Origin of the sequence: Nocardioides sp. LML1-1-1.1 (genome assembly GCF_040676175.1) — a bacterium.
Lineage (GTDB): Bacteria > Actinomycetota > Actinomycetes > Propionibacteriales > Nocardioidaceae > Nocardioides.
In genome coordinates, this window is record NZ_JBEGHK010000001.1 from 820,479 (window position 1) to 843,721 (window position 23,243).

A 23,243-nucleotide genomic window follows, 5' to 3' on the forward strand; every position below is an offset into this window, starting at 1 on the left:
ACATGACGTCACATCGTCACAACAACGAATCCGAGGCCGGCCCCCGCGACGGCTACCTCGACGCGGCCCGCGAGTGCATCCTCGACGTCGGCTGGCGGCGCACCACGCTCACCGAGGTGGCCCGCCGGGCCGGGGTCTCGCGGATGACGATCTACCGCGCGTGGTCGGACATGCCGGCCCTGCTCGGCGACCTGATGACCCGCGAGTGGGGCGGGTTGGTCGCCGGGCAGGTCGACCTCGCGGGGGCGCCGACGCCGGAGCGGATCGCGGACGCGGTGACGGCGACGATCGAGGCGCTGCGCGGCAACGAGCTGTTCACCCGGATCGTCGAGCTCGACCCCGAGCTGATCCTCCCCTACCTGCTGGCCCGCCGTGGTCGCTCGCAGGAGCTGATCATCGGCGTCCTCTCCGGCGCCGTCGCCCAGGGCCAGCAGGCCGGGACGATCCGCGCCGGCGCGCCGGTCGCCATCGCCCGCGGCCTCGTCCTCGCCGCTCACGGCTTCGTCCTGTCCGCCCACACGATGCTCGACACCGACGGCCGCGACGACGCCGTGGACGCCGCGGCCCTCGACGCCGAGCTGCGCACCCAGATCGTCCGGAGCCTGAGCCGATGAACCGCATCACCCCCGGCCTCGCCGCCGCGCCCACCGACGTCGACGTCGTCGTGGTCGGCCTCGGCGTCACCGGCGCCGGGGTCGCCCTCGACGCCGTCTCCCGCGGGCTGTCGGTGCTCGCGGTCGACGCCCACGACCTGGCGTTCGGCACGTCGCGCTGGTCCTCCAAGCTCGTCCACGGCGGCCTGCGCTACCTCGCCTCCGGGCAGGTCGCGATCGCCCACGAGAGCGCCGTCGAGCGCGGCATCCTGATGGACACCACCGCGCCGCACCTGACCCACGCGCTGCCGTCGCTCATCCCGCTCGCCGCCGGTGTCAGCAAGCCGATGGGCGCGCTCGCCGGTGCTGGCTTCCTCGGCGGCGACCTGCTCCGCCGGGCCGCCGGCACCAGCCGCGACACCCTGCCCCGGCCACGCCGGCTGACCGCCGCGGAGACCCGCCGGCTCGCGCCGCCGCTGCGCACCGACGGCCTGCGCGGCGGGCTGCTCGGCTGGGACGGCCAGCTCGAGGACGACGCCCGCCTGGTCACCACGATCGCGCGCACCGCCGCCGAGCGCGGCGCCGCCGTGCACACCCACGCCCGGGTCGTCTCCGCCTCCGGCACCCGGGTCCAGCTGCGCGACGAGCTCACCGGCGCACCGCTCACGGTGACGGCGCGGACCGTCGTCAACGCGGCCGGCGTGTGGGCGGGCGACCTCGTCGAGGAGGTCCGCCTGCGGCCCTCCCGCGGCACCCACCTGGTGCTGCGGGGCGAGGCCCTGCCCGGGCTCACGGTCGCCGTCTTCGCGCCGATCCCCGGTGAGACCAACCGGTTCGTGCTGGTCCTCCCCCAGCCCGACGGCCAGGTCTACGTCGGCCTCACCGACGAGCCCGTCGAGGGCCCGGTCCCCGACGTCGCCGAGCCGACCGAGATCGAGATCGGCTTCCTGCTCGACGTCGTCTCCGCCTCCTTCACCCGGCCGCTGCGCCGCTCCGACGTGGTCGGCGCGTTCGCCGGCCTGCGCCCGCTGCTCGACAGCGGCGACGAGTCCACCGCCGACCTGTCGCGCAAGCACGCCGTGCTCACCTCGCCCTCCGGTGTGGTCACCATCGTCGGGGGCAAGCTCACGACCTACCGCCGGATGGCCGAGGACGCGGTCGACGCGGCCGTCGCGCACGCCGGCCTGAGCGCCGGGCCCTGCGTCACCGCGACCCTCCCCCTCGCCGGCGCCGCGCCCCGCGAGGCCCTCGCCGAGCAGGCGGCCCGGTCGGGCCACCCCGGCCGCGCCCGCCTCGTCCGCAGGTACGGCGCCGACGCCGCCCTCGTCCTGACCGCCGCCGCCGAGGCGTCCGGGTGGGCCGAGGACGAGCTGGTCGCGCCGATCCACCCGGAGCTCCCGACGGTCTGGGCGGAGCTGTTCTTCGGGATCACCCACGAGGGGGCCGCGGACGTCGCGGACCTGCTCGACCGTCGTACCCGGATCGGGCTGGTGGCCGCGGACCGGGCGCTCGCCGTACCGGCGGCGGAGCGGGCGCTGGAGGTCGTGCGCGCGCACCGATGAGTTTTCCCGTCGCCCCCGGTCCAACGTTTCAGGCAGACTGGCGAGACCACAGGGGCAGGGATGGGAATCACGGTGACCGAGCAGGCAACCGCGAGCGACGAGCTCGCCGACTTCGACACCCTCACGGGGCGCTACCAGCGTGAGCTGCTGGCGCACTGCTACCGGATGAGCGGCTCCGTGCACGAGGCCGAGGACCTCGTCCAGGAGACCTTCCTGCGCGCGTGGAAGGCCTCCGCGAGCTTCCAGGGCCGCAGCTCCGTGCGGACCTGGCTCTACAAGATCGCCACCAACGTGTGCTTGACGAACCTCGAGGCCAAGCCCCGCCGGCCCCTGCCCACCGGGCTCGGCACGGCGGACTCGGCGCCCTCCGACGAGCTGCTGGAGGACCACGAGGTGCCGTGGCTGGAGCCGATCCCCGACGCGGCGGTCGAGGTCGCCGAGCGGGACACCATCCGGCTCGCCTTCGTCGCTGCGCTCCAGCACCTGCCGGCCCGGCAGCGCGCGGTGCTCATCCTGCGTGACGTGCTGCGCTGGTCGGCCGCGGAGACGGCGACCGCGCTCGACACGACGACGGCCGCGGTCAACTCCGCCCTGCAGCGCGCGCACGCCCAGCTCAGCGAGCGCGGGCTGACCCCGGACACCGTCGAGGCCGACCTCGACGCCGACCAGCGCGGCCTGCTCGACGCCTACCTGGCGGCGTTCTGGCGCAAGGACATCGACCAGATCGTCCAGCTGCTCAAGTACGACGCCACCTGGGACATGCCGCCCTTCCTCAACCACTTCCGCGGTGCCGACGCGATCGGCCAGCTGATCGGCTCCAAGTGCCCCGGCGGCACCAACGACATGCCGATGATCGAGACGGTCGCCAACGGACAGCCCGCGTTCGGCCTCTACATGCGCCAGCCGGGCGGGCACTTCGAGCCCTTCCACCTCCAGGTGCTGCAGATGACCGGCAGCGGCGAGGACCTCCGCGTGGAGCACGTGAGCGCGTTCTTCGACCCGCGGCTGTTCGCGCGGTTCGGGCTGCCGGAGCGGCTGCCGGCCGACTACGTGCCGGTCTGATGTCCGCCGAGCCCGCACCGGCCGGACTCGTCGCCGGGCTGGACGTGCTGCAACGCGCGCTCGACTACACCCGCGGCACCCTGGCCACCATCACCTGCGCCGACATCGACCGGCCCACGCCCTGCGCGGGCTGGAGCCTCGCGGACCTGCTCGCGCACATGGAGGACGCGCTCGACGCCTTCGCCGAGGCCGCCGAGGGCGCCGTCGGGCTGAGCAGCGCCGCGCCCTCCCCGCTGGAGCAACGGGTCCAGCGGCTGGAGGCCAAGGCGTGCGGGCTGCTCACCTCCTGGATGTCGGCCCGGGCGCCGTACGTCGACGTCGGCGGCCACCCGCTCCCCGTCGACACGGTCGCGCGGATCGCGGCGCTCGAGATCACCGTCCACGGCTGGGACGTCGGCCGGACGACGGGCCGCGGCGGTCCGCTCCCCGAGCCGCTCGCCGCCGGGCTGCTCCCCACCGCGCTGCAGGTCGGGCTGAGCGACGACCCGCGCTTCGCGCCGCCGGTCCCGGTCGACGTCCGGGCGCCGGCCGCCGTGCACGTGCTCGCGCTGCTGGGACGCCGGGCGACCTAGACTGCGCCGCATGTCGGAGACGCAGGCCCCCGCCGTCCGCCACCGCACCCGCCGGATGTCCGGCCGCGACCCGCACGAGTCGGGCCGCGCGTCGACCCCGCTGGAGCTGCTCTTCGACCTGACCTTCGTGGTCGCCTTCGGCACGGCCGCCAACGAGCTGGCCCACGCGCTGGCCGAGGAGCACATCGGCTCCGGCATCGCGGCCTTCGCCTTCGCGACCTTCGGCATCTCCTGGGCGTGGATCAACTTCACCTGGTTCGCCTCGGCCTACGACACCGACGACTGGGTCTACCGGCTCACCACGATGCTGCAGATGGTCGGCGTGCTGATCTTCGCCCTCGGGATCCCGCCGATGTTCGAGTCGGTCACCCAGCACGGCGAGACGCTCGACAACGACGTCATCGTGTGGGGCTACGTCGTGATGCGGGTCGCGATGCTCTTCCAGTGGTGGCGCGCCGGCCAGCACGACCCCGACCGTCGTCCCGCCTGCCACACCTACATCGTCTCGATCGCGATCGCCCAGGTGCTGTGGTGCGTCCTGGCGCTCGTCGACCTGCCCGTCGGCACCACCTTCGCGCTGATCGTCGTCCCGTTCCTCGTCGAGATCGGCGGCCCCGCGCTCGCCGAGCTGCGCCGCGGCGGCACCCCGTGGCACGCCCACCACATCGCCGAGCGCTACGGGCTGATGGTCATCATCACCCTCGGCGAGGGGATGATCGGCACGATGGCGGCGATCAACGTGCTCGCCGAGGACGGCCTGTCCTGGGAGATCGCGGTGTTCACCCTCGCCGGCACCGCGCTGACCTTCGGCACCTGGTGGTGCTACTTCGCGGTCCCCACCGGGGAGGTGCTGCACGCCCGCCGCGAGCGCTCCTTCGGCTTCGGGTACGGCGCGATGCTGCTCTTCGGCGCCATCGTCGCCATCGGCGCCGGCCTCCACGTCGGCGCCTACTACCTGGAGGGCAAGTACCACCTCGGGCTCACCGGGACGGTGCTGTCGGTCGTCGTACCGGTCGCACTGTTCCTGGCGGTCTTCTACGCCGGCTACTCGCTGCTGACCCGCTCGATGCACGCCTTCCACCTGGTGCTGCTGGCGATCACGGCGGTCGTGCTCGTCGTACCGGTGCTGATGGCGCAGGCCGACGTCGGCCTGGTCTGGTGCCTGCTGGTCGCCTCGCTGGCGCCGTGGGTGACGGTGGTCGGCTACGAGGTCTTCGGCTACCGCCACAACCTCGAGGTGCTCGACAGCCTCACGGACTGACGGGCTCGGCCGGCTCGGCCGGCTCCTCGCGCAGCGGGTGTGCGAGCTCGTCGGCGGGCAGCCGCGCGGCGGTGACCGCGAGCACCGCGGCGAGGACCGGCACGACCGCGGCGATCGCGAAGGTCGCCTTCAGCCCGATCAGGTCCGCGACCGGCCCGGCGATCGCCATCGAGATCGGCATCAGGCTGACCGAGACGAAGAAGTCGAGGGAGGCGACCCGGCCGAGCAGCGCGGGCGGCACCCGGCGTTGCAGCAGGGTGCCCCAGATGACCATCGGCGCCGAGAACAGGATGCCCATCACGAAGGCCGCGGCCGCGACCTGCCACACGGCCGTCGCGAAGCCGATCGCCAGGAACGGCAGGCAACCGGCGCCCCACATCAGGTTCATCCACGTCAGGTAGCGCCGCGGCATGGGCAACGACCCGGTCACCAGCGAGCCGACCGCGCCGCCGATCCCGAAGCAGGCCATCACCACCGCGTGGTCACCCGGCCCGCCGCCGAGCTCGTCCTTGATGAGGAAGGGGACGAGCACCTCCAGCGGGCCCATCATCACCAGCACCATCACCGAGGCGAAGAGCAGCGTGGCCAGCAGCCACGGCGTGCGGACCATGTAGGCGAAGCCCTCCCGCATGTCCGCCAGCGCCGTCGCGACCGCGCTGCCGGGAGCCTCCTCGGCAGCCACCTCCCGTCGTACGGCGGTGAGCGGCACCAGCGCCAGCACCAGCAGCCCACCGAGGTACGCCGCCGCCGCGACACCGATCGCCGCGGACGAGGAGGCCGCGCCGACCACACCGCCGGCGACCGCGGGGCCGAGCGCCTGGCCGATGGTCGGGCGCACCATGCCCTCGAAGCCGTTGACCGCGAGCAGGTCCTCCTCGGGGACCAGCGCCGGCAACCAGGCGGAGTACGCCGGGTAGTAGAACGCCATCGCCATCCCGGCCGTCAGGGCGACGGCCGCGAGGTGCCACAGCTGGGTCAGGTCGGCGAAGGACAGCACCGCGATCACGCTCATCCCGGCGAGCTCGACGGTCGTCGTGCCGAGCAGGATCAGCTTCTGCGGCACCCGGTCGGCCACCACCCCGCCGAGCAGCGCCGGCAGCAGCACCCCGACCGCACCCGCGGTGGTGACGATCGACAGCGCGCTGGCGCCGCCGCCGATCCGGATCACCTCCCACACCAGCGCGACGACCCAGACACCACCGCCGAAGCTGGTGAGCACCAGCGCCGCGCCGAGGCGGCGGTAGGCCGCGTGCCGGAACGGCGTGAAGGCGCGCGGCAGCCGCCGCACGGGCGTCGGCGGGAGGGGGGTGAGCTGGTCTGTCATGACGTCCTCCAGTCTGCAGAGGACGACCGGAACCGGCCACCGAATTCATCGTGCGGGCCCTGTCCGATGTGACGCCCGCCACCTACCCTGCTGACAGGACCGTCACCAAGGTCCGGTCCACACCACTCGGGAGGAAGAGACCCCATGCTCATCACCAGGTTCCGGGCAGCCGCCGTCGCGGTCGCCACCAGCGTCGTCGCCGTCGCCGGCCTCGCCTCACCCGCCTCGGCGGACCCCGCGCCGATCCCCGACGGGACGCTCGTCGAGACCGGCTACAACTACCTCGCCCGGCCGGACTACACCGCCGGCGCCAACGACTGGTCCTGCCGCCCGCAGGCCGGCAAGAACCCCGTCATCCTGCTGCCCGGCAGCTTCGCCAACGCAGGCGCCAACTTCACCAAGCTCGGTCCCCGGATCAAGAACGCCGGCTTCTGCACCTTCACCCTGAACTTCGGCCAGACCGCCGCCTCGTTCGGGCGGATCGGCGGCCTCGCGCCCACCGAGGACTCCGCCCGCCAGCTCGCGGCCTTCGTCGACCGGGTGCTCACCGCGACCGGGGCGACCAAGGTCAACGTGGTCGGCCACTCCCAGGGTGGCCTCATCCCGACGTACTTCATCAAGCGTCTCGGCGGCGCCACCAAGGTCGACAAGTACGTCGGCCTCGCCCCCAGCAACCACGGCACCGAGCTGTTCGGGATCGCCGCGCTCGGCCGGGCGCTCAACCTGCTCGGCATCGCGGAGGACTTCGCCGCGCTCGCCCAGTTCCCCGGCGTCACCTCGCAGGCGGTGGGCAGCCGGGCGCTGCAGACGCTGTGGGCCGACGGTGACGCGATGCCGGCCGGACCGTCGTACACGGTCATCAGCACGCGGTACGACGAGGTCGTGCACCCGGTCGCCAACCAGCGTCTGGACGGCCCCGGCACGCGCAACATCCTGCTGCAGGACCTGTGCCCGTTCGACACCACCGGCCACGTCGGGATCGCCTTCGACGAGCCCGCGCTGCAGCTGACCGTCAACGCGCTCAAGGGTGGGTCGAGCAGCTTCCGCCCGAGCTGCGGCTTCGGGACCCAGCGCGGGATGTTCGGGATCCCGTTCGCCTGAGCCCCCGCTCGATCAGCCGGCCGGGAGGGCGACGTAGGTCGTGTCGAGGTACTCCTCGATGCCCTCGAACCCGCCCTCCCGGCCGAACCCGCTCGCCTTGACCCCGCCGAACGGGGCGGCCGGGTTGGAGACCAGGCCGGTGTTGATGCCGAGCATGCCGGTCTCCAGCCGCTCCGCCAGCCGGATGGTGCGGGCCAGGTCGCGGGTGTAGGCGTAGGCCGCGAGGCCGTACTCCGTCGCGTTCGCGTGCGCGATCGCCTCGTCCTCGCTGGTGAAGGTGGTGATCGGCGCGACCGGGCCGAAGGTCTCCTGGGTGACCGCATCCGCCTCCGCCGGTACGTCGACCAGCACCGTCGGCGGGTAGAAGAACCCCTCGCCCTCGGGCCGCTCGCCCCCGGTCAGCACCCGCGCGCCGCGCTCCACCGCGTCGGCGACCGTCGCGGACACCGAGTCCACGGCCTTCTCGTCGATGAGCGGGCCGACGTCGACACCCTCGTCCTGGCCGCGCCCGACCCGCAGGGCACCCATCCGCTCGGCCAGCTTGGTGCCGAACTCCTCGGCCACCGACGCCTCGACGAGGAACCGGTTGGCCGACGTGCAGGCCTCGCCCATGTTGCGCATCTTCGCGATCATCGCGCCGTCGACGGCCGCGTCCAGGTCCGCGTCGGCGAAGACCAGGAAGGGCGCGTTGCCGCCGAGCTCCATCGACACCCGCTGCAGCTCGCCGGCCGACTGCTCGACGATCCGCTTCCCGACCCCCGTGGAGCCGGTGAAGCTGACCTTCCGCAGCCGCGGGTCGGCCTGCAGGGTGCTGCTCAGCCCACCGGAGTCGCTGGTGGTCACGATGTTGAGCACGCCGTCCGGCAGCCCGGCCTCGGCGAGGAGCCGGGCCAGGTAGAGCATCGTCAGCGGGGTGAGCGCCGCCGGCTTGACCACCATCGTGCACCCGGCCGCGATCGCCGGGCCGATCTTGCGGGTGCCCATCGCCAGCGGGAAGTTCCACGGGGTGATGAACAGGCACGGGCCGACCGGCTTGCGCACGGTCAGCAGCCGGCTGCCGCCGGCCGGGTTGTGCATCCAGCGGCCGTGCACGCGGACCGCCTCCTCGGAGAACCAGCGCAGGAACTCGGCTCCGTAGGTCACCTCGCCCTTCGCCTCCGCCACCGGCTTGCCCATCTCCAGGCTCATCACCAGCGCCAGGTCGTCGGCCTGCGCGGTCACCAGCTCGAACGCCCGCCGCAGGATCTCGCCCCGCTCGCGGGGCGCCGTCGCCGCCCAGTCCGCCTGCGCCCCCGCTGCCGCGTCCAGCGCGGCTCGCGCGTCGTCGAGGGTCCCGTCCGCGACGTCGGTCAGCACCGACCCGTCCGCCGGGTCGATGACGTCGATCCGCCCACCCCCGCTCCCGGGCACCCACTGCCCGCCGACGTACAGCTGGCGGTGCGACGCGGGAAGCAGCTGGTCAAGACGCTCACGCAGGCTCATGGGACCACTCTGGCACGCCCCGGAAACCCCACAGGAGGACCCGGCACCGGGCGGCGACCACGCGGCGAGAGCCGCATGAACAGCAGCTTGCTGCCGACCGCCGCGGCGAAGCCGCGCTCGCCCCGACAACCCAGTCTTGCCGCCAGGCGGAGGCAGGACCTACGCAAGCCAACCGCGGGCCGGCAGCACGGCGAGAGCCGCGTTGATCAGCAGCTTGCTGCCGCCCCACGCGGCGAAGACGAGCTCGGCCAGTCCAAAACGGAGCGAGCCCCACATTGCATGGGGTCAACGTGGGGCTCTTGTCGCGTTCGGTGCTCCCTCCGATTACGACTCCCTTACTCTAGCGCGGCCATAGCGCGGGTCAAGGAAGTATCGCCAGATTCCCCTTCTCGGTTGTCGCATCTGGGATCAAAGTCCCGGTCAGCGTGCGCCGCGCAGGAACTCCTGCAGCAGCGGACCGGCGGTCTGCGAGCCCGAGGTGCCGGTCTGGACGAACACGGCGACGGCGAGGTCGTCCTGGGCCGCGATCATCCAGGCGTGGGTGCGGATGGTGCCTCCGTCGGCGTACTCCGCGGTGCCGGTCTTGGCAATCACCGGACCTCCGGGAAGGCCCGCGAGCCCCCGCCCGCTGCCGTTGGTGACCACGCGGCGCAGCAGGGCCTTGAGCTGGCGGGCCTCGGCGGCGGTGAGCGGCTTGGCCGTGGCGGGCACGGAGGTGTCGGCCCCCGCCACCAGGTGCGGTACGACGGTCTTGCCGGCCTGGATGCTCGCGACGACCGTCGCCATCGCCATCGGCGAGGCGAGGACCTTGCCCTGGCCGATCAGGTTGGCGGCGCCCTCGGTCTCGCTGGCGGGCTTGGCGGGGACCTGGCCGAAGTAGGCGGGGAACCCGAGGTCGTGGTCGATGCCCATGCCGAGGCTGCCGGCGGCGTCGGCGAGGGCGCCGTCCTTCACCTTGTCGCGGGCGTTGATGAGCGCGGTGTTGCAGGACTGGGCGACGGCCTCCTGCAGCGCGATGGTGCCGACGGCGGAGGCCGGGTAGTCGGAGTAGTTCTTGAAGCTCTTGCCGTTGACGGTCACCGTCGGGGTGCAGCGCACGGGGGTCTGCGGGGTGAGCCCGGCGCGGAGCAGGGCGAGCGAGGTGACCGACTTGAAGGTGGAGCCGGGGGCGAACTGGCCGAAGGTGGCGTAGTTCTGGCCGCCGGTGCCGGCGCCGTTGGCGGCCGCGAGGATCGAGCCGTCGCTGGGCCGGATCGCGACCAGGGCGCTGGCCGGGGTCACGCCGCCGAGGATCCGCTCGGCGAGGGTCTGCAGGCGGGTGTCGAGGGTGGTGGCGAGCGGCTTGCCCGCGGCCGGCTCGCTGAGGAACAGCTCGCGCCGCTCGGTGCCCTTCGTCGCGGGCACGGCGTAGACGGCCCGGCCGGGGGTGCCGCGCAGCTGCTTGTCGTAGCGCGCCTGCAGGCCGGTGAGCCCGGCGGTGTCGCCCGAGCGATAGGTGGCGGGGTCCTTCTTCACCATCTCGGCGGTCACCGGTCCGACCTTGCCGAGGATGGGCGCGGCGAAGTCGCGGGTCGGGGCGAGCGCCAGCTGACCGTCGACGCTGCGGCTGCCGGTGACCCCGGGCAGGCCGGCGCGCACCGCGGCGGGGATCTCGGCGGCGCGGTAGGTGATCGCCTCGACGAAGGCCTTGGGCCCGGCACCCGTCACCGCCTTGACGTACGGCGCCACGTCGATCCCGACGAGAGCGGCGAGCCGGCGCGCGGACGCTGGCGCCTGGGCGGCCGGGACCAGGGTGCGGTCGATGCCGACCCGGACGACGGGTCGCTCGGTGACGAGCTTGGCGCCGCCGGCGCCGGTGATCTCGCCCCGCTGGGCGGCCTCGGTCGTCACGTCGAGGGTCTCCCCCTCGGCCAGGCTGGGCTCGACGAGCGCGGGCGACCAGGTGACCGACCACGCGTCGCCCGACTGGGTCAGCGGCGCGGTGGTCTCGTAGGTCCACGCGTCGCCGCCCTCGACCACCGGCCAGGACCACTCCAGGGTCGCGGACGGCTTCTCGCCGTCGGTCGAGACCTTGCCGACCTCGACGGTGGGGGTGAGGCCGTCCATCCCGGCCACGACCGCGTCGTAGTCCCGGGCGACCGCGGCACCCTCGGCACCGCTCCACGACACCTTGTCGAGGCCCTTGCCCTCGGCGAGCGCGCCGGCGAGGGCGGTGGCGGCGTCGCGCGCACCGTCCTCGTCGGAGCCTCCGGAGCAGGCGGCCAGCCCGCTCGTCAGGACGAGCAGGCCGACCGCCACCGAGATTCGCCTCATGCGAGGAGTTCTACCAAAGGGGTCCGAGGGAGACCCCGGGCGACTATCCGACGAGCAGCCCGGAGACGAGCGGCTGGTAGCCGGAGGAGTGCCCGAGGCGGTTGGGGTGGTAGCTCTCGCTGATCGGGCTGGAGAAGCCGTTGAGCCACTCGGTGCTGTCGCAGACGGCGTGCCCGGTGAAGCGCGAGGTGGGGTTGGCCCACTTGAAGCCCTTGGCGCTGGCAGCGGCCGAGAGCTTGCTGTTGAGCAGGTCGGCGGTGGCGTTGAGGCGGGTCTCCTCGGCCGGGGAGAAGAACGTGGCGGCGTTGCAGTCCTCACCCATGAACACCCGCGGGTAACCGACGACGACCACGACGGCGTTCGGCGCCTTGGACTTGATCGAGGAGTACAGCGTGCTCAGCCGGCCCGGCAGCGTGTTGTTGATGAACGACTGGGCGGTGTTGATCGAGCCGTCGCAGTCCGACATCCAGCCCGGCTGGGCGCACTCGGTGAGGACGCTGCTGAAGCCGGCGTCGTTGCCGCCGACCGAGATGGTGACGTAGCGGGTGGTGCTGGTGAGCGCGCTGAGCTGGCCGCTGGTCACCGTGCTGACGGTGGCGCCGGAGCAGGCCTTGAAGTTCAGGGAGTAGCCCTTCGCGGCGGCGACCAGCTTGGGGTAGGCGTAGTTCGAGCGCTGGCAGCTGGTGCCGTCGTCGATGTAGCTGCGGGTGCCGACGCCGGAGGAGTAGGAGTCGCCGAGCGCGACGTACGACGGGCCGGCGGCGTGGGCGGGTGGGATCGCGACGAGGCCGACGAGGGCGGCGGCCAGGACGGACCCGAGGGACAGCAGGAAGCGGAGCGACCGAGACATGTGCGACTGCTTTCAGGACGTTCGGATGTGAGCCAGGTCACTCAACCACGAACGTCCGCCCACGTCACCTGTGCCCGGGAGAATGTCCGGCCAACAACGGGAGTCCGCGCCGGGTCCCGTCGACGATGTCGGCCACGTGCGCCTGGAAGCCCGGGCAGGTGGTGATGTCGTGCGCGCGGCACTCCAGCGCGTGCGCGGTGAGGTGGCGCGAGCGCTCCAGGTCGGCCTGCCGCCGGTCGAGCTCGGCGAGGTGCGCCTTGAGCGCGTCGCGACGGCCCTCGGTGGAGGCGTCGACCAGGGTGCGGATCTGCTCCAGGCTCATCCCCGACGCCTTGCTGGCGAGGATCGTCGCCACCCGGTAGGCGTCGTCCTCGCCGTAGACCCGGCGGCCCGCGCCGTCGCGCTCGGGGCGCAGCAGGCCCTTGTCCTCCCAGTGCCGCAGCACGTGCGTCTCGAGGTCGAACCGCTCGGCCAGGTCCCCGATCGACCAGCGGATGTCGTGCCGGCTTGACTTCATGTCTACATGAACTCACATGCTTCTGACCTGCGCAAGTCCACGATCCCGAGAGGAAAACCCATGAACGACTATGACGTCGCCGTCGTCGGTGCCGGAGCCGCCGGCCTCCAGGCCGCCCAGACCCTGGGCCGCATGCACCAGAGCACCGTCGTGCTCGGCACCGACCGCTACCGCAACGACCCGACCGGCCACATGCACAACTTCCTCGGCCACGACGGCACCCCGCCCGCCGAGCTGCGCACGGCCGCCCGCAAGGACGCCGAGGCCTACGACGACGTGACCTTCCGCGACGCCGAGGTGCTCTCGGTCTCCGGCAGCCTCGGCGACTTCGTCCTCGAGCTCGCTGGCGAGGAGCCGGTCCGGGCCCGCCGCGTGCTGCTCGCCTCGGGCGTGCGCGACACCCTGCCCGCCGTCCCGGGCGTCACGGAGAACTTCGGCGACCTCGTCGCGCACTGCCCGTTCTGCCACGGCCACGAGTACGCCGGCACCCGGGTCGGCATCCTCGGCTCCGCCCCGCACGTCGGCGCGATGGCCTCGATGCTCGGCCCGATCGCCTCCGAGCTGGTCGTGCTCACCGACGGCGGCGCGCTGGAGGAGTCGGTGGCGCAGACGCTGGCCCGGCTCGGCGTACCGGTCGTGGAGGCGGGGGTCCGCGAGGTCCGCCGCGAGGGCTCCGGGCTGGTCGTCGACCTCGCCGACGGGGCCACCGTGGACCTCGGCGGCCTGCTGGTCAAGACGGACTGGGCGCTGGCCGGCCCCTTCGCCGAGCAGCTCGGCCTGGAGGTCTCCGAGATGGGCGCGGTCGTGGTCGACGCCTTCGGGCGCACCAGCGTGCCCGGCGTCTTCGCGGCCGGCGACATGGCCCAGGGCCCCGGCCTGCCGATGCCGATGGCGTCCGTGCTCGTCGCCGCCGCGAGCGGGCAGATGGCGGCCGCGGGGTGCGTGCAGGACGCCGCGCTCGCGCGGATCGCCTGAGGGAGCAGGCGGGTCCCCTCGCGATCGTCGCCGCTCAGTACCAGCCGACCTGCTCGGAGTGCGCCCACGCCTTCTGCGGCGTTCCGTAGCGGGCGCCGATGTAGGCCAGGCCCCAGTTGATCTGGGTCTCCGGGTTGGTCCGCCAGTCGCTGCCGACGACGGCCATCTTGGTGCCGGGCAGCGACTGGGGGATGCCGTAGGCGCCGGAGCTGGCGTTCTCGGCGAGATGGTTCCAGCCGGACTCGCGGTGCCACAGCGCGTCGAGGTAGGGCCACTGGTCCTCGGGGAAGCCGAACTCGATCATCAGCTGGTAGCCGAGCGCGCGGTTGGAGCCGCGGTCGACGTCGGCCGGCACCCGGACAGGCGGGAGGTTCTTCGCGATCCGCTCGGCCCGGCGGGCGAGCTGGGCCATGATCTGGGCGTCCGGTACGTCGGCGCGCGCGCCCGAGGAGCGGGAGAGCTCGGTCGCCCGGTCGCTCGGCGTGGCCGTCGGGGAGGCCGTCGGACTGGCCGTCTGACGGGCCGACGGCGAGCCGGACCGAGCGGGTTCGGCCGCAGGGGTCGTCGTCGTGCCGCACGCGGTCGCGAGCAGCGCGACGGCGGCGCACAGCACCGGGCGAGGACCCCCCATGGGGTCCGACCCTAGGTCAGTCCCGCGGCTTGCGCGAGCGGTTCGGCGGACCGTAGTCCTTCGCCAGCTCGATCAGCTTGCCGGAGATCCGGGTGCTCTTCAGCCGCTCCCACTGCTCGTCGGTCAACCGCGCGGGCAGCTCGACGATGGAGTAGTCGGGGCGGATGGTGATCTTGCCGAAGTCGCGCCGGTCGAGGCCGCCCTCGTTGGCGAGCGCGCCGACGATCTGGCGGGGCTCGACGCGGTGCCGCTTGCCGACCTGGATCTTGTAGGCCTGGAAGCTGCCGCCGCCGCGCGGCGCCCGGTCCCGGCCGCCGCGGTCGCCGCGGTCGTCGGCGCCCCACGAGTCGCGCTTGCGGTGCTCGCCACGCTCGGGACGGTCGCGGTCGAAGCGCTGGCGGGGCTCGGGCTCCGGCTCCAGCAGCAGCGGGGTGTCACCCTGCATCACGATCGCCAGGGCGGCGGCGACGTCGACCTCGGGGACGTCGTGCTCCTTGATGTAGTGGCTCACCACGTCGCGGAAGAAGGAGATGCTCGGCGACTCCAGCGCGGCGGTGATCTGGTCGTCGAAGCGGCTCAGCCGCGACTCGTTGATCGCGTCGACGCTCGGCAGCTGCATCTGCTCCAGCGTCGTGCGGGTGGCCTTCTCGATGTGCTTGAGCAGGTAGCGCTCGCGCGGGGTGATGAAGGAGATCGCGTCGCCGCTGCGCCCGGCCCGGCCGGTCCGGCCGATGCGGTGGACGTAGGCCTCGGTGTCGGTGGGGATGTCGTAGTTGAAGACGTGGCTGATGCGCGGTACGTCGATGCCGCGGGCCGCGACGTCGGTCGCGACGAGGATGTCGAGCTTGCCGTCCTTGAGCTGGTTGACGGTGCGCTCGCGCTGGGCCTGGACGATGTCGCCGTTGATGGCGGCGGCGCTGTAGCCGCGGGCGCGCAGCTTCTCCGCCAGCGTCTCGGTCTCGTTCTTGGTGCGCACGAAGACGATCGCGCCCTCGAAGTTCTCGACCTCGAGGATCCGGGTGAGGGCGTCGACCTTCTGCGGGTAGCTGACGATGAGGTAGCGCTGGCGGATGTTCTCCGCGGTCCGGGTCTTGCGCTCGATGGCGATCTCGACCGGGTCGTTGAGGTACTTCTGCGACAGCGTCTTGATCTGCTTGGGCATGGTCGCGGAGAAGAGCGCGACCTGCTTGTCGCTCGGGGTGTCGGCGAGGATCGTCTCGACGTCCTCGGCGAAGCCCATGTTGAGCATCTCGTCGGCCTCGTCGAGGACCAGGAAGCGCAGCTCGGTGAGGTCGAGCGTGCCCTTCTCCAGGTGGTCCATGATCCGGCCCGGGGTGCCGACGACGATGTGCACGCCGCGGCGCAGCGCGGACAGCTGCACGCCGTAGCCCTGGCCGCCGTAGACGGGCAGCACGCTGACGCCGCGCAGGTTGGCGGCGTACTTCTCGAACGCCTCGCAGACCTGCAGGGCGAGCTCGCGGGTCGGCGCGAGCACCAGTGCCTGCGGGGTCTTCTGCGAGGTGTCGAGCTGGTCGAGGATCGGCAGCGCGAAGGCGGCGGTCTTGCCGGTGCCGGTCTGCGCGAGGCCCATCACGTCGCGGCCCTCGAGCAGGTGCGGGATCGTCTGGGCCTGGATCGCGGACGGCGACTCGTAGCCGACGTCCTTCAGCGCCTTGAGGATCCGCTCCCCGAGTCCGAGGTCGCCAAAAGTCGTCGTCTCGTTCTCAGCGGTGTCACTCACCCGTCAAGGGTAGTGGCGTGAGCGATTTCACGCCCGATCGTCGGCGCGGTGCCGTGCGTCACTCGCTGTCGAAGAGGTCCTTCACACCGCACTCGGAGTCGGCGTGCTCGCCGATCGCCGTCATGTCCTTCTCGTCGAGCTTCTGGAACGGCCCGAGCATCTCGGTGAAGAGGGTCTCCATCCGCTCGTCCTCGGACTTCTTCTTGAACGCCGCCGCGTAGTCGGGGTCGAGGAACTTCTTCGCGTTCTCCGCGACGGCCGCCTGGACGTCGACCAGCGACTGCCACTCCTCGGAGAGCTGCTCCGGCGCCGCGTCGGCGACCTTCTGGCTGAACGCCAGCTCCTTCGCGAACGACGCCTCGAGCTCCTTCATCGCCTCCGGCGTGAGGTCGCCGTCGGAATCGGGGAGGTCGGGCGAGTCCCGGTCGACCGCCTCCTTCACCAGCGTGCAGTAGGCCGCCTTGTCGTAGCCGCCGCCGGCGGAGGGCTCCTTCCTCTCGCCGGCGTCGTCGTTGCCACATGCCCCCAGGGCCAGCAGCGCGATCGCGCCGGCCCCCACCCAGTGGAATCTCATGCGCGCACCCTAGATGACCCGCCGGTCACTCGACGGTGACCGACTTCGCGAGGTTGCGCGGCTTGTCGATGTCGTGGCCCAGGCTGAGCGCGGCGTGGTAGGCCAGCACCTGCAGCGGGATCGTCAGCAGGATCGGGTCGAGCTCGCGCTCGTTGGCCGGTACGTCGATCCGCCGCACCTCCAGGTCGCCGAGGTCCACGCTCGCGTGGGTCACCACGGTGAGCGGGCCACCGCGGGCCGCGATCTGCCCCAGGGCCGCGACGTTGCGGTCGACCAGCTCGTCGTCCGGCACGATCGCGACGGTCGGCACCGCCGTGGAGATCAGCGCGAGCGGGCCGTGCTTGAGCTCGCTGGTCTGGTAGGCCTCGGCGTGCCGGTAGGTGATCTCCTTGAACTTCTGCGCGCCCTCGCGCGCGACCGGGAAGCCACGCACCCGGCCGACGAAGAAGAGGCTGTCGGCCTCGGCGAGCTCCTTGGCGACGACCGCGAGCTCGGCCTCGCCGGCCAGGACCTCCTCGATCTGCCCCGGGATCGCGGTGAGCCCGGCGATCAGCCGCCGGCCGTCGGCGATGGAGAGGTCACGCACCCGGCCGAGCTGGACGGCGAGCATCGCGAAGCCCAGGAACATGTTGGTCAGCGCCTTGGTCGAGGCGACCGCGACCTCGGGCCCGGAGTGCAGGTAGATCCCGCCGTCGACCTCGCGCGCGATCGCCGAGCCGACCACGTTGACCAGGCCGATGCAGCGACCACCCTTGCGCTGGATCTCCTGCACCGCCAGCAGGGTGTCGATGGTCTCGCCGGACTGGCTCACGGCGACGTACAGCGTGTCCGGCTCGACGATCGGGTTGCGGTAGCGGAACTCGCTCGCGGCCTCCGCGTCGGCGGGGATCCGGGCCAGCTCCTCGATGAGCGAGGCGCCCATCTGCCCGACGTAGTAGGCCGAGCCGCAGCCGAGGATCTTGACCCGCCGGATCGCGCGCAGCTCGCGGGCGTCGAGGTTGAGCCCGCCGAGGTGGCCGGTGCCGAAGCGGTCGTCGAGCCGGCCGCGCAGCACGGCCTCGGCCCGCGCGGGCTGCTCCAGCATCTCCTTGTGCATGAACGACTCGTGCTCCCCCGCGTCGTACGACGCCGGGTCGATGTCGACCTGCTGGGCCCGCCGGTCGGTGGCGGCCAGCCCCGTCGGCTCGAGCCGGTACGTCGTGAAGCCGCTCGCCGTGACCGTCGCCATCTCGCCGTCGTCGAGGTGGGCGACGGTGGTGGTGTAGCGCACGACCGCCGCGAGGTCGGAGGCCACGTGCATCTCGTGGTCGCCGACACCGATGATCAGCGGGCTGCCGTTGCGCGCCACCACGACCCGGTCGGGGAAGTCGGCGTGCACGACCGCGAGGCCGTAGGTGCCCTCGATCCGGCCCAGCGCCTCGGCGGTGCGGGCCTCGAGCGTCTTGGCGGTGGAGGCGCTGATCAGGTGGGCGATCACCTCGGTGTCGGTGTCCGAGCGCAGGTCGACGCCGGCGTCGAGGAGCTCGGCGCGCAGCGCGGCGGCGTTGTCGATGATGCCGTTGTGCACGACCGCCACCCGGCCGCTCCCGTCCGCATGCGGGTGGGCGTTCTCGTCGGTGGCCGGGCCGTGGGTGGCCCAGCGGGTGTGCCCGATGCCGATCTTGCCGCCGAAGCGCTTGGGCAGGCTGTCGGCGAGGTCGCGGACCCGGCCGGCCCGCTTGGCGACCTTGACCCCGCTGCCGCCGAGGACGGCGACGCCGGCGGAGTCGTAGCCCCGGTACTCCAGCCGGGTCAGCCCCTCCAGCAGCAGCGGCGCGGCCTGCTGGCCCCCGATGTATCCCACGATCCCGCACATGTCGGTGCTCCCTCTTCCTCAGCCGTAGACGATCCGGCGCAGCTGGCGCTCGGACAGCTCGGGCGCGGCCACCACGTGGCCGCGCACCTCCTCCTGGAGCCGGGCGAAGATCTCGGCGTTCTTGGCGCCGTAGGTCTTCAGCTCCGCGTGCCGCCGCCGGACCCAGGACTCCACGGGCTCGTCGTGGAAGGACAGGACGTCCTCGACGAGCCGGAGCGCCTCGGGGGCGGTGAGCCCGCTGCTCTGCTCCACGTGGCGCAGCAGCCTCGGGTCGACGTACACCGGACGAGCGTGCAGCGAGTGCCGCCGAAACTCAAATTCCTGCCCGAAATCGGGCAGATCTGACCGACCTGACGACGGCGATCACTCCGGCGCCACGGAAGGTGGGGCAGCGACTGCGGTTCGGCGCCCCCATCGACCCATCAGGTGGAGGACGAAGGCGCCCGTCATGGCATTTCAGTGGCACGAAGTGGGGAACGTGCTACTCTGGTGAACACAAGGTGAACAGGAGGTGTCCCATGACCAACACCGAAGTGTCGACTCGGCTCGAGATGCGCTGGGTCCCCGTGACCGATGCCAGCGGCCGCACGCACATGGAGGCCGTCTGGGTGGAGGTCGGCGCACCCGCCGTCGCCGCCCACGCCGCCTGACGTACCCCCCAGCTCCGCACAGGAAGGAGCATCCCGTCGCCCCGGGATGCTCCTTCCTTCATTTTTCGGTTGTTCATCTTTGTGACCCAGCACACGCCTTGATCCGGAATGGTTGACGTGTCACCATTGCTTCTAATCGTTGACGTTTCAACAACTTCGATCCTCAGGAGCCCCACATGACCGAGAACGCCGCCCTCACCGACATCTCCGGCGACTACACCCTCGACGTCTCGCACAGCCGCCTCGGCTTCGTCGCCCGCCACGCGGTCGTCACCAAGGTCCGCGGCCAGTTCACCGACTGGAACGCGACCGCCCACATCGACACCGCCGACCCGGCGGCCTCCTCGGTCACGCTCACCATCAACCCGGCCAGCGTCAGCACCGGCAGCCCCGACCGCGACGGCCACCTGCAGTCGCCCGACTTCTTCGACGCCGCGCAGTTCCCCGAGTGGACGTTCGTCTCCACCGAGGTCAGCCGCGACGGCTCCGACTGGACCATCACCGGCGACCTGACCATCAAGGACGTCACCAAGCCGGTCACCATCGAGTTCGAGGAGAACGGCTCGGCCAAGGACCCCTTCGGCAACGTGCGCGTCGGCTTCGAGGGCGACGTCACCGTCAACCGCAAGGACTGGGGCCTGACCTGGAACGCCGCGCTGGAGACCGGCGGCGTCCTCGTCTCGGAGAAGATCAAGCTCGAGTTCGACATCTCGGCGATCAAGAACGCCTGAGCGGAAACTCCCTGCGCACACCCGGGCGAGTCGGCCAGACTCGTCCGGGTGTCGCCTTTCTCCACCCGGCCACTGACCCTGGCCGACGCCCCCGCCGTGCACGCCGTGATCGCCGCCCAGGAGCTGCACGACATCGGCAGCGTCGAGATCGAGGTCGACGACCTCGTCGGTGACTGGCAGCGACCGTCGTACGACCTGGCGAGCAGCTCGGTCGCGGTCCTCGACGGCGAGCGGGTCGTGGCCTACGCCGAGCACCTGGGCGAGGAGCGGTACGACGCCGCGGTCGACCCGTCGTACCGCGGCCGGGGGATCGGGACCTGGCTCGCCGGCTGGGTCCAGGACCTGGCCCGCTCCCGCGGCGTGGCGGTCCTCGGCATGCCGGTGCCGGAGGGCTCCGCCGGCGACCGCCTCCTCACCGCCCTCGGGTACGACGTGCGCTGGACCAGCTGGGTGCTGCGCCTCCCACCCGGCGCGGAGGTCGCCGAGCGCGCACTGCCAGAGGGCTACGGGCTGCGCGAGGCGACCCCCGCCGACCACGAGCAGGTCTGGGCGGTCGTCGAGGACGCCTTCCTGGAGTGGTCGGTGCGGGAGCGCAGCAGCCTCGAGGACTTCGGCGCCCAGGTGTGGCGCCGTCCCGGCTTCGAGCCGTGGCACCTGCAGGTCGTCACCGACCCCGGCGGCGCCGTGGTCGCAGCGGCGAACGTGTGGAACACCGCCGACCCGGTCGACACCTACGTCGCCAAGCTCGCCGTCGCCCGCGGGCACCGCGAGCGCGGGCTCGCCCAGGCGCTGCTGGTCGCGGCCTTCGCCGCCGGCCGGGCCCGCGGCGCGGTGTCCTCCAGCCTCTCGACCGACTCGCGCACCGGGGCGCTGACGCTCTACGAGAAGGTCGGCATGCGGCCGGACTCGGTGTGGGTGCACCGCGCGGTCCGGCTGGACCGAGCCCGAGCGCCGAGGGTTCGGCCGGCGGATCCTGGATAGGCTCCCCCGCATGGGCGAGGTGTTCGCGGGACGCTACGAGCTGTTGGACCCCATCGCCACCGGTGGCATGGGCACGGTCTGGCGGGTGCACGACCGCACGGCGGGCGACGTCAAGGCGGCCAAGATGCTGCGCCAGGCGGACGCCGCCATGCTGCTGCGCTTCGTGCGCGAGCAGTCCGTGCGCATCGACCACACCCACGTGGTGACCCCGCAGTCGTGGGCCGGCGTCGACGACCGGGTGCTCTTCACGATGCCGCTCGTGCGCGGCGGCTCGGTCGCCGGGCTGCTCAAGCGCAACGGCGGGAGCCTGCCGCCCCGGTGGATCGCGGCGCTCACCGACCAGACGCTGCAGGCCCTCGACGCGGTGCACGCCGCCGGGATCGTGCACCGCGACATCAAGCCGGGCAACCTGCTGCTGGAGCCGACCGGCGCGGGACGGCCGCACCTGCGGCTGACGGACTTCGGGATCGCCGTTCCGGCCGACGAGCCGCGGCTCACCCACGTCGCCATGGTGATCGGCACGCCGGGCTACATGCCGCCCGAGCAGGTGGCCGGCGCCGATCCCGACCCCAGTGCGGACATCTACGCGCTCGGCGTCGTCGTGCTGGAGATGCTCACCGGTCAGCGGCCGAGCAAGGAGCCCGCGCCGGTCGACGTGACCCCGCTGCGCACCGGCCAGCCCGAGCACGACGCGATCCTCGACCTGGTCGCGGTCGCCACCGCGGCCGACCCGGCGCAGCGCCCGAGCGCCGAGGCCCTGCGCGCGCACCCGGCGCTGCGGGGGCTGGTCGCCCGCTGGGACGACCCGCTGCTGCACGACCCGCTGACCGTGCCCGACGAGCACGCCGGCGACGTACCGCTCCCGCCGCCTCCGCCGACGATCGCCTCCGCGCCGCCCACCCTCGCGGTCGGCACCAGCCTGATGCCGCCCCCGCCGCCGGGCGCGGTGGCCGCGCGCGCCAAGGCGCCGGTCGACGCCTACGTCCTGCTCGGGGCCGGGCTGGTGGGCCTGCTGGTCGCGCTCCTCCTGCTGCTGGGCTGAGACTCAGCGCCGCGCGCGCAGACGGACCAGGCCGCCCGCGAGGCAGGCCACGCTCACCGCGGCGACGCCGAGCCCGGCGCCACGACGGCCGGTCAGCCACCCGTCGCCCTCGTCGTCCCCGACGACCGGGTTGCCCGAGGCGACCGCGGCGAAGGTGCCGTCGGCGACGAGGAAGGGCTTGCCCGGCGAGTACGACGCGACCTGGTCGCCGTCGTCCGGCGAGGTCGCCACCCCGGGATAGCCCGGAGCACCGTCGGTCTCCCCGGTCACCGCGACGGTCACCTCGAACGGGACGTCGAGCGGCTTCTCGTCCTCGTCCGCCGGCGCGACGGACAGCGCCACCCAGTAGTCCCCCGGCACGACCGGCAGGTCGTCGGCGAACCGGTCGAGGTAGCGCAGCGGGCGGGTGCCGGCGACCAGGTCGAGCGTCTTCCCGTCGTCGTAGGTGCCGTCGGAGCTCTCGTCGTCGTTCGTGTCGTTGGTGTCGGCGAAGACCGCACGCCGCGGGTCGACCAGCCGCAATCGGACGTTCGGGTCGCTGTAGCGGCCGTCCTCCGACGGCCGCTTCGGCGCCGTCGCTCGCACAGCGAGCTGCTGGCCCCAGCCGACCCCGACCCGCCACAGCTGCTCGGTGCCCTGGCGCACGGTGCTGCTCACCGTGACGCCGTCCGCGGAGGGGTCGAGGGCGGGCGCGTCGGCGAAGGAGGTCCCGCCCGCGACCTCGCGGGCCCCGCCCGGCTCGGGCACCGGGAAGGACACGTCCTCGTCGGGCTCCGGCAGCGAGGCGCGGTCCTCGACCGGCGCCTCCTCCACGATCTTGATCGCGACCGGCAGCTCGGAGGTGCTGCTGCTGCCGGAGCTGCGGCCGACCTCGACCTGCAGGGTCGCAGCGCGCAGGCAGTCCGGGCGGTCGGTCGCCTCGGCCGAGCTCGGGCCGACCGCGACCGCGGCCCCGATCACCGCCTGCGGCGTCGAGAAGCCGGTGGTGTCGCTGTCGCTCTCGCAGCTCTTCAGCACGCCGTCGTCATCGAGGACGCCGACCTTCACCGCGATCGAGTCGGTCGTGTCGGCGCCCGGCGCGGCGATCACGCCGACGTGCACGGTGCTGTCGCGCATCCGCCGGTCGTAGGTGAAGTGGTGGGTGTTCCGCGCGGCCGACCCGCCGATCGTGTCGGCCCACAGGCCGGGGTCGAGCGCGGTCGGCCGGTCCGGCGTGGTGCTGCCGACACCACCGGGGACCGGCTCGCCACCGAGGTCGATCGCGGACGGCGTCGCGGCGCCGGCGTACCCGGTCGTCAGGGTGAGCCAGGCCAGGCAGGTCGCGCCGGCGAGCAGGGCGGAGGGGCGGGAGCGCACAGGGGAAGCCTATGCAGATCGCCGTCCCGCCAAACGCGGGCGGGAAATCCGTGGTCTCCCCCAACCGGCC

General features: G+C 72.7%; 22 protein-coding genes. 11 read left to right on the forward strand and 11 right to left on the reverse strand.

Annotated features, from left to right (window positions below; genetic code table 11):
• Window positions 1-2: 2 nt before the first annotated feature.
• The 5 genes from MRBLML1_RS03995 to MRBLML1_RS04015 all read left to right on the forward strand — a co-directional run bounded on the left by MRBLML1_RS03995 (window position 3) and on the right by MRBLML1_RS04015 (window position 5,050).
• Entirely contained in the window at window positions 3-614 is a 612-nt protein-coding gene (locus tag MRBLML1_RS03995) for a TetR/AcrR family transcriptional regulator (protein WP_364511718.1), read from the forward strand.
• Window positions 611-2,155 carry a glycerol-3-phosphate dehydrogenase/oxidase gene (locus tag MRBLML1_RS04000; RefSeq protein ID WP_364511720.1) on the forward strand — a complete coding sequence of 515 codons (1,545 nt, stop codon included), beginning with the start codon at window positions 611-613 and terminating at the stop codon, window positions 2,153-2,155. Before MRBLML1_RS03995 ends, MRBLML1_RS04000 begins: the two co-directional genes overlap by 4 nt.
• 72 nt (window positions 2,156-2,227) lie before the next feature.
• A complete protein-coding gene (locus MRBLML1_RS04005; protein ID WP_364511722.1) occupies window positions 2,228-3,217 on the forward strand; it encodes a sigma-70 family RNA polymerase sigma factor in 990 nt (329 codons plus the stop codon).
• Entirely contained in the window at window positions 3,217-3,789 is a 573-nt protein-coding gene (locus tag MRBLML1_RS04010) for a TIGR03086 family metal-binding protein (RefSeq protein WP_364511725.1), read from the forward strand. The genes MRBLML1_RS04005 and MRBLML1_RS04010 overlap by 1 nt, the downstream gene beginning before the upstream one ends.
• A 10-nt stretch (window positions 3,790-3,799) precedes the next feature.
• Entirely contained in the window at window positions 3,800-5,050 is a 1,251-nt protein-coding gene (locus MRBLML1_RS04015; RefSeq protein ID WP_364511728.1) for a low temperature requirement protein A, read from the forward strand.
• On the opposite strand, the gene MRBLML1_RS04020 is transcribed toward MRBLML1_RS04015, so the two are convergent.
• Window positions 5,040-6,374: an MFS transporter gene (locus MRBLML1_RS04020; RefSeq protein ID WP_364511731.1), complete on the reverse strand. Its 1,335-nt coding sequence runs from the start codon at window positions 6,372-6,374 to the stop codon at window positions 5,040-5,042. The two genes, MRBLML1_RS04015 and MRBLML1_RS04020, sit on opposite strands and share 11 nt — an antisense overlap.
• Window positions 6,375-6,518: 144 nt before the next feature.
• Here MRBLML1_RS04020 and MRBLML1_RS04025 point away from each other — a divergent pair, with 144 nt between their 5' ends.
• Window positions 6,519-7,475, forward strand: a complete 957-nt coding sequence (locus tag MRBLML1_RS04025) for an esterase/lipase family protein (RefSeq protein WP_364511733.1) — start codon at window positions 6,519-6,521, stop codon at window positions 7,473-7,475.
• A 12-nt stretch (window positions 7,476-7,487) separates the two neighbouring features.
• Here MRBLML1_RS04025 and MRBLML1_RS04030 read toward each other — a convergent pair whose 3' ends face one another.
• The 4 genes from MRBLML1_RS04030 to MRBLML1_RS04045 form a co-directional block, all read right to left on the reverse strand.
• Window positions 7,488-8,957, reverse strand: a complete 1,470-nt coding sequence (locus MRBLML1_RS04030; protein WP_364511735.1) for an NAD-dependent succinate-semialdehyde dehydrogenase — start codon at window positions 8,955-8,957, stop codon at window positions 7,488-7,490.
• Window positions 8,958-9,377: 420 nt separating this feature from the next.
• Window positions 9,378-11,270, reverse strand: a complete 1,893-nt coding sequence (locus MRBLML1_RS04035; protein WP_364511738.1) for a penicillin-binding transpeptidase domain-containing protein — start codon at window positions 11,268-11,270, stop codon at window positions 9,378-9,380.
• A gap of 43 nt (window positions 11,271-11,313) precedes the next feature.
• Window positions 11,314-12,120, reverse strand: coding sequence for an SGNH/GDSL hydrolase family protein (locus tag MRBLML1_RS04040; protein ID WP_364511740.1), 807 nt, complete (start codon window positions 12,118-12,120; stop codon window positions 11,314-11,316).
• 64 nt (window positions 12,121-12,184) lie between these two features.
• On the reverse strand, window positions 12,185-12,637 hold the full coding sequence (locus MRBLML1_RS04045) for a MerR family transcriptional regulator (RefSeq protein WP_364511742.1): 453 nt from the start codon (window positions 12,635-12,637) through the stop codon (window positions 12,185-12,187).
• A gap of 60 nt (window positions 12,638-12,697) precedes the next feature.
• On the opposite strand from MRBLML1_RS04045, the gene MRBLML1_RS04050 reads away from it, so the two are divergent.
• Window positions 12,698-13,612, forward strand: a complete 915-nt coding sequence (locus tag MRBLML1_RS04050; RefSeq protein WP_364511745.1) for an NAD(P)/FAD-dependent oxidoreductase — start codon at window positions 12,698-12,700, stop codon at window positions 13,610-13,612.
• 34 nt (window positions 13,613-13,646) lie between these two features.
• On the opposite strand, the gene MRBLML1_RS04055 is transcribed toward MRBLML1_RS04050, so the two are convergent.
• The 5 genes from MRBLML1_RS04055 to MRBLML1_RS04075 are packed head-to-tail and all read right to left on the reverse strand — an operon-like array spanning window position 13,647 to window position 18,695.
• Window positions 13,647-14,243, reverse strand: a complete 597-nt coding sequence (locus tag MRBLML1_RS04055) for a transglycosylase SLT domain-containing protein (RefSeq protein ID WP_364511747.1) — start codon at window positions 14,241-14,243, stop codon at window positions 13,647-13,649.
• Between the two features lie 16 nt (window positions 14,244-14,259).
• Window positions 14,260-15,984, reverse strand: coding sequence for a DEAD/DEAH box helicase (locus MRBLML1_RS04060; protein ID WP_364511750.1), 1,725 nt, complete (start codon window positions 15,982-15,984; stop codon window positions 14,260-14,262).
• Window positions 15,985-16,042: 58 nt separating this feature from the next.
• Window positions 16,043-16,558 carry a hypothetical protein gene (locus MRBLML1_RS04065; RefSeq protein ID WP_364511752.1) on the reverse strand — a complete coding sequence of 172 codons (516 nt, stop codon included), beginning with the start codon at window positions 16,556-16,558 and terminating at the stop codon, window positions 16,043-16,045.
• 25 nt (window positions 16,559-16,583) lie between these two features.
• Complete coding sequence (gene glmS, locus MRBLML1_RS04070; protein ID WP_414691205.1) at window positions 16,584-18,413, reverse strand: glutamine--fructose-6-phosphate transaminase (isomerizing); 1,830 nt, start codon at window positions 18,411-18,413, stop codon at window positions 16,584-16,586.
• An 18-nt stretch (window positions 18,414-18,431) separates the two neighbouring features.
• The gene (locus tag MRBLML1_RS04075; protein WP_364511756.1) at window positions 18,432-18,695 is read right to left on the reverse strand and encodes a hypothetical protein; all 264 of its coding nucleotides are present in this window, start codon (window positions 18,693-18,695) and stop codon (window positions 18,432-18,434) included.
• Window positions 18,696-18,931: 236 nt separating this feature from the next.
• Here MRBLML1_RS04075 and MRBLML1_RS04080 point away from each other — a divergent pair, with 236 nt between their 5' ends.
• The 4 genes from MRBLML1_RS04080 (at window position 18,932) to MRBLML1_RS04095 (ending at window position 21,817) form a co-directional block, all read left to right on the forward strand.
• Window positions 18,932-19,063, forward strand: a complete 132-nt coding sequence (locus MRBLML1_RS04080) for a hypothetical protein (RefSeq protein WP_364511758.1) — start codon at window positions 18,932-18,934, stop codon at window positions 19,061-19,063.
• 176 nt (window positions 19,064-19,239) lie between these two features.
• On the forward strand, window positions 19,240-19,794 hold the full coding sequence (locus tag MRBLML1_RS04085) for a YceI family protein (RefSeq protein ID WP_364511761.1): 555 nt from the start codon (window positions 19,240-19,242) through the stop codon (window positions 19,792-19,794).
• Between the two features lie 48 nt (window positions 19,795-19,842).
• Complete coding sequence (locus MRBLML1_RS04090; RefSeq protein ID WP_364511764.1) at window positions 19,843-20,775, forward strand: GNAT family N-acetyltransferase; 933 nt, start codon at window positions 19,843-19,845, stop codon at window positions 20,773-20,775.
• Between the two features lie 10 nt (window positions 20,776-20,785).
• Window positions 20,786-21,817 (forward strand): serine/threonine-protein kinase, encoded by a 1,032-nt coding sequence (locus MRBLML1_RS04095; protein ID WP_364511767.1) that lies wholly within the window; start codon window positions 20,786-20,788, stop codon window positions 21,815-21,817.
• Between the two features lie 3 nt (window positions 21,818-21,820).
• Here the strand turns inward: MRBLML1_RS04095 and MRBLML1_RS04100 are convergent, their stop codons facing one another.
• Window positions 21,821-23,173, reverse strand: coding sequence for a hypothetical protein (locus MRBLML1_RS04100; protein ID WP_364511770.1), 1,353 nt, complete (start codon window positions 23,171-23,173; stop codon window positions 21,821-21,823).
• Between the last annotated feature and the right edge of the window lie 70 nt (window positions 23,174-23,243).

What these genes read in the sequence shown, in the direction of transcription:
- MRBLML1_RS04035 (WP_364511738.1), bottom strand. Translation starts at nt 11,270, where the DNA reads ATGAGGCGAATCTCGGTGGCGGTCGGCCTGCTCGTCCTGACGAGCGGG.
- MRBLML1_RS04025 (WP_364511733.1), top strand. Translation starts at nt 6,519, where the DNA reads ATGCTCATCACCAGGTTCCGGGCAGCCGCCGTCGCGGTCGCCACCAGC.
- MRBLML1_RS04095 (WP_364511767.1), top strand. Translation starts at nt 20,786, where the DNA reads ATGGGCGAGGTGTTCGCGGGACGCTACGAGCTGTTGGACCCCATCGCC.
- MRBLML1_RS04050 (WP_364511745.1), top strand. Translation starts at nt 12,698, where the DNA reads ATGAACGACTATGACGTCGCCGTCGTCGGTGCCGGAGCCGCCGGCCTC.
- MRBLML1_RS04045 (WP_364511742.1), bottom strand. Translation starts at nt 12,637, where the DNA reads ATGAAGTCAAGCCGGCACGACATCCGCTGGTCGATCGGGGACCTGGCC.
- MRBLML1_RS04015 (WP_364511728.1), top strand. Translation starts at nt 3,800, where the DNA reads ATGTCGGAGACGCAGGCCCCCGCCGTCCGCCACCGCACCCGCCGGATG.
- MRBLML1_RS03995 (WP_364511718.1), top strand. Translation starts at nt 3, where the DNA reads ATGACGTCACATCGTCACAACAACGAATCCGAGGCCGGCCCCCGCGAC.
- MRBLML1_RS04080 (WP_364511758.1), top strand. Translation starts at nt 18,932, where the DNA reads ATGACCAACACCGAAGTGTCGACTCGGCTCGAGATGCGCTGGGTCCCC.
- MRBLML1_RS04030 (WP_364511735.1), bottom strand. Translation starts at nt 8,957, where the DNA reads ATGAGCCTGCGTGAGCGTCTTGACCAGCTGCTTCCCGCGTCGCACCGC.
- MRBLML1_RS04000 (WP_364511720.1), top strand. Translation starts at nt 611, where the DNA reads ATGAACCGCATCACCCCCGGCCTCGCCGCCGCGCCCACCGACGTCGAC.
- glmS (WP_414691205.1), bottom strand. Translation starts at nt 18,413, where the DNA reads ATGTGCGGGATCGTGGGATACATCGGGGGCCAGCAGGCCGCGCCGCTG.
- MRBLML1_RS04055 (WP_364511747.1), bottom strand. Translation starts at nt 14,243, where the DNA reads ATGGGGGGTCCTCGCCCGGTGCTGTGCGCCGCCGTCGCGCTGCTCGCG.
- MRBLML1_RS04065 (WP_364511752.1), bottom strand. Translation starts at nt 16,558, where the DNA reads ATGAGATTCCACTGGGTGGGGGCCGGCGCGATCGCGCTGCTGGCCCTG.
- MRBLML1_RS04010 (WP_364511725.1), top strand. Translation starts at nt 3,217, where the DNA reads ATGTCCGCCGAGCCCGCACCGGCCGGACTCGTCGCCGGGCTGGACGTG.
- MRBLML1_RS04020 (WP_364511731.1), bottom strand. Translation starts at nt 6,374, where the DNA reads ATGACAGACCAGCTCACCCCCCTCCCGCCGACGCCCGTGCGGCGGCTG.
- MRBLML1_RS04040 (WP_364511740.1), bottom strand. Translation starts at nt 12,120, where the DNA reads ATGTCTCGGTCGCTCCGCTTCCTGCTGTCCCTCGGGTCCGTCCTGGCC.
- MRBLML1_RS04085 (WP_364511761.1), top strand. Translation starts at nt 19,240, where the DNA reads ATGACCGAGAACGCCGCCCTCACCGACATCTCCGGCGACTACACCCTC.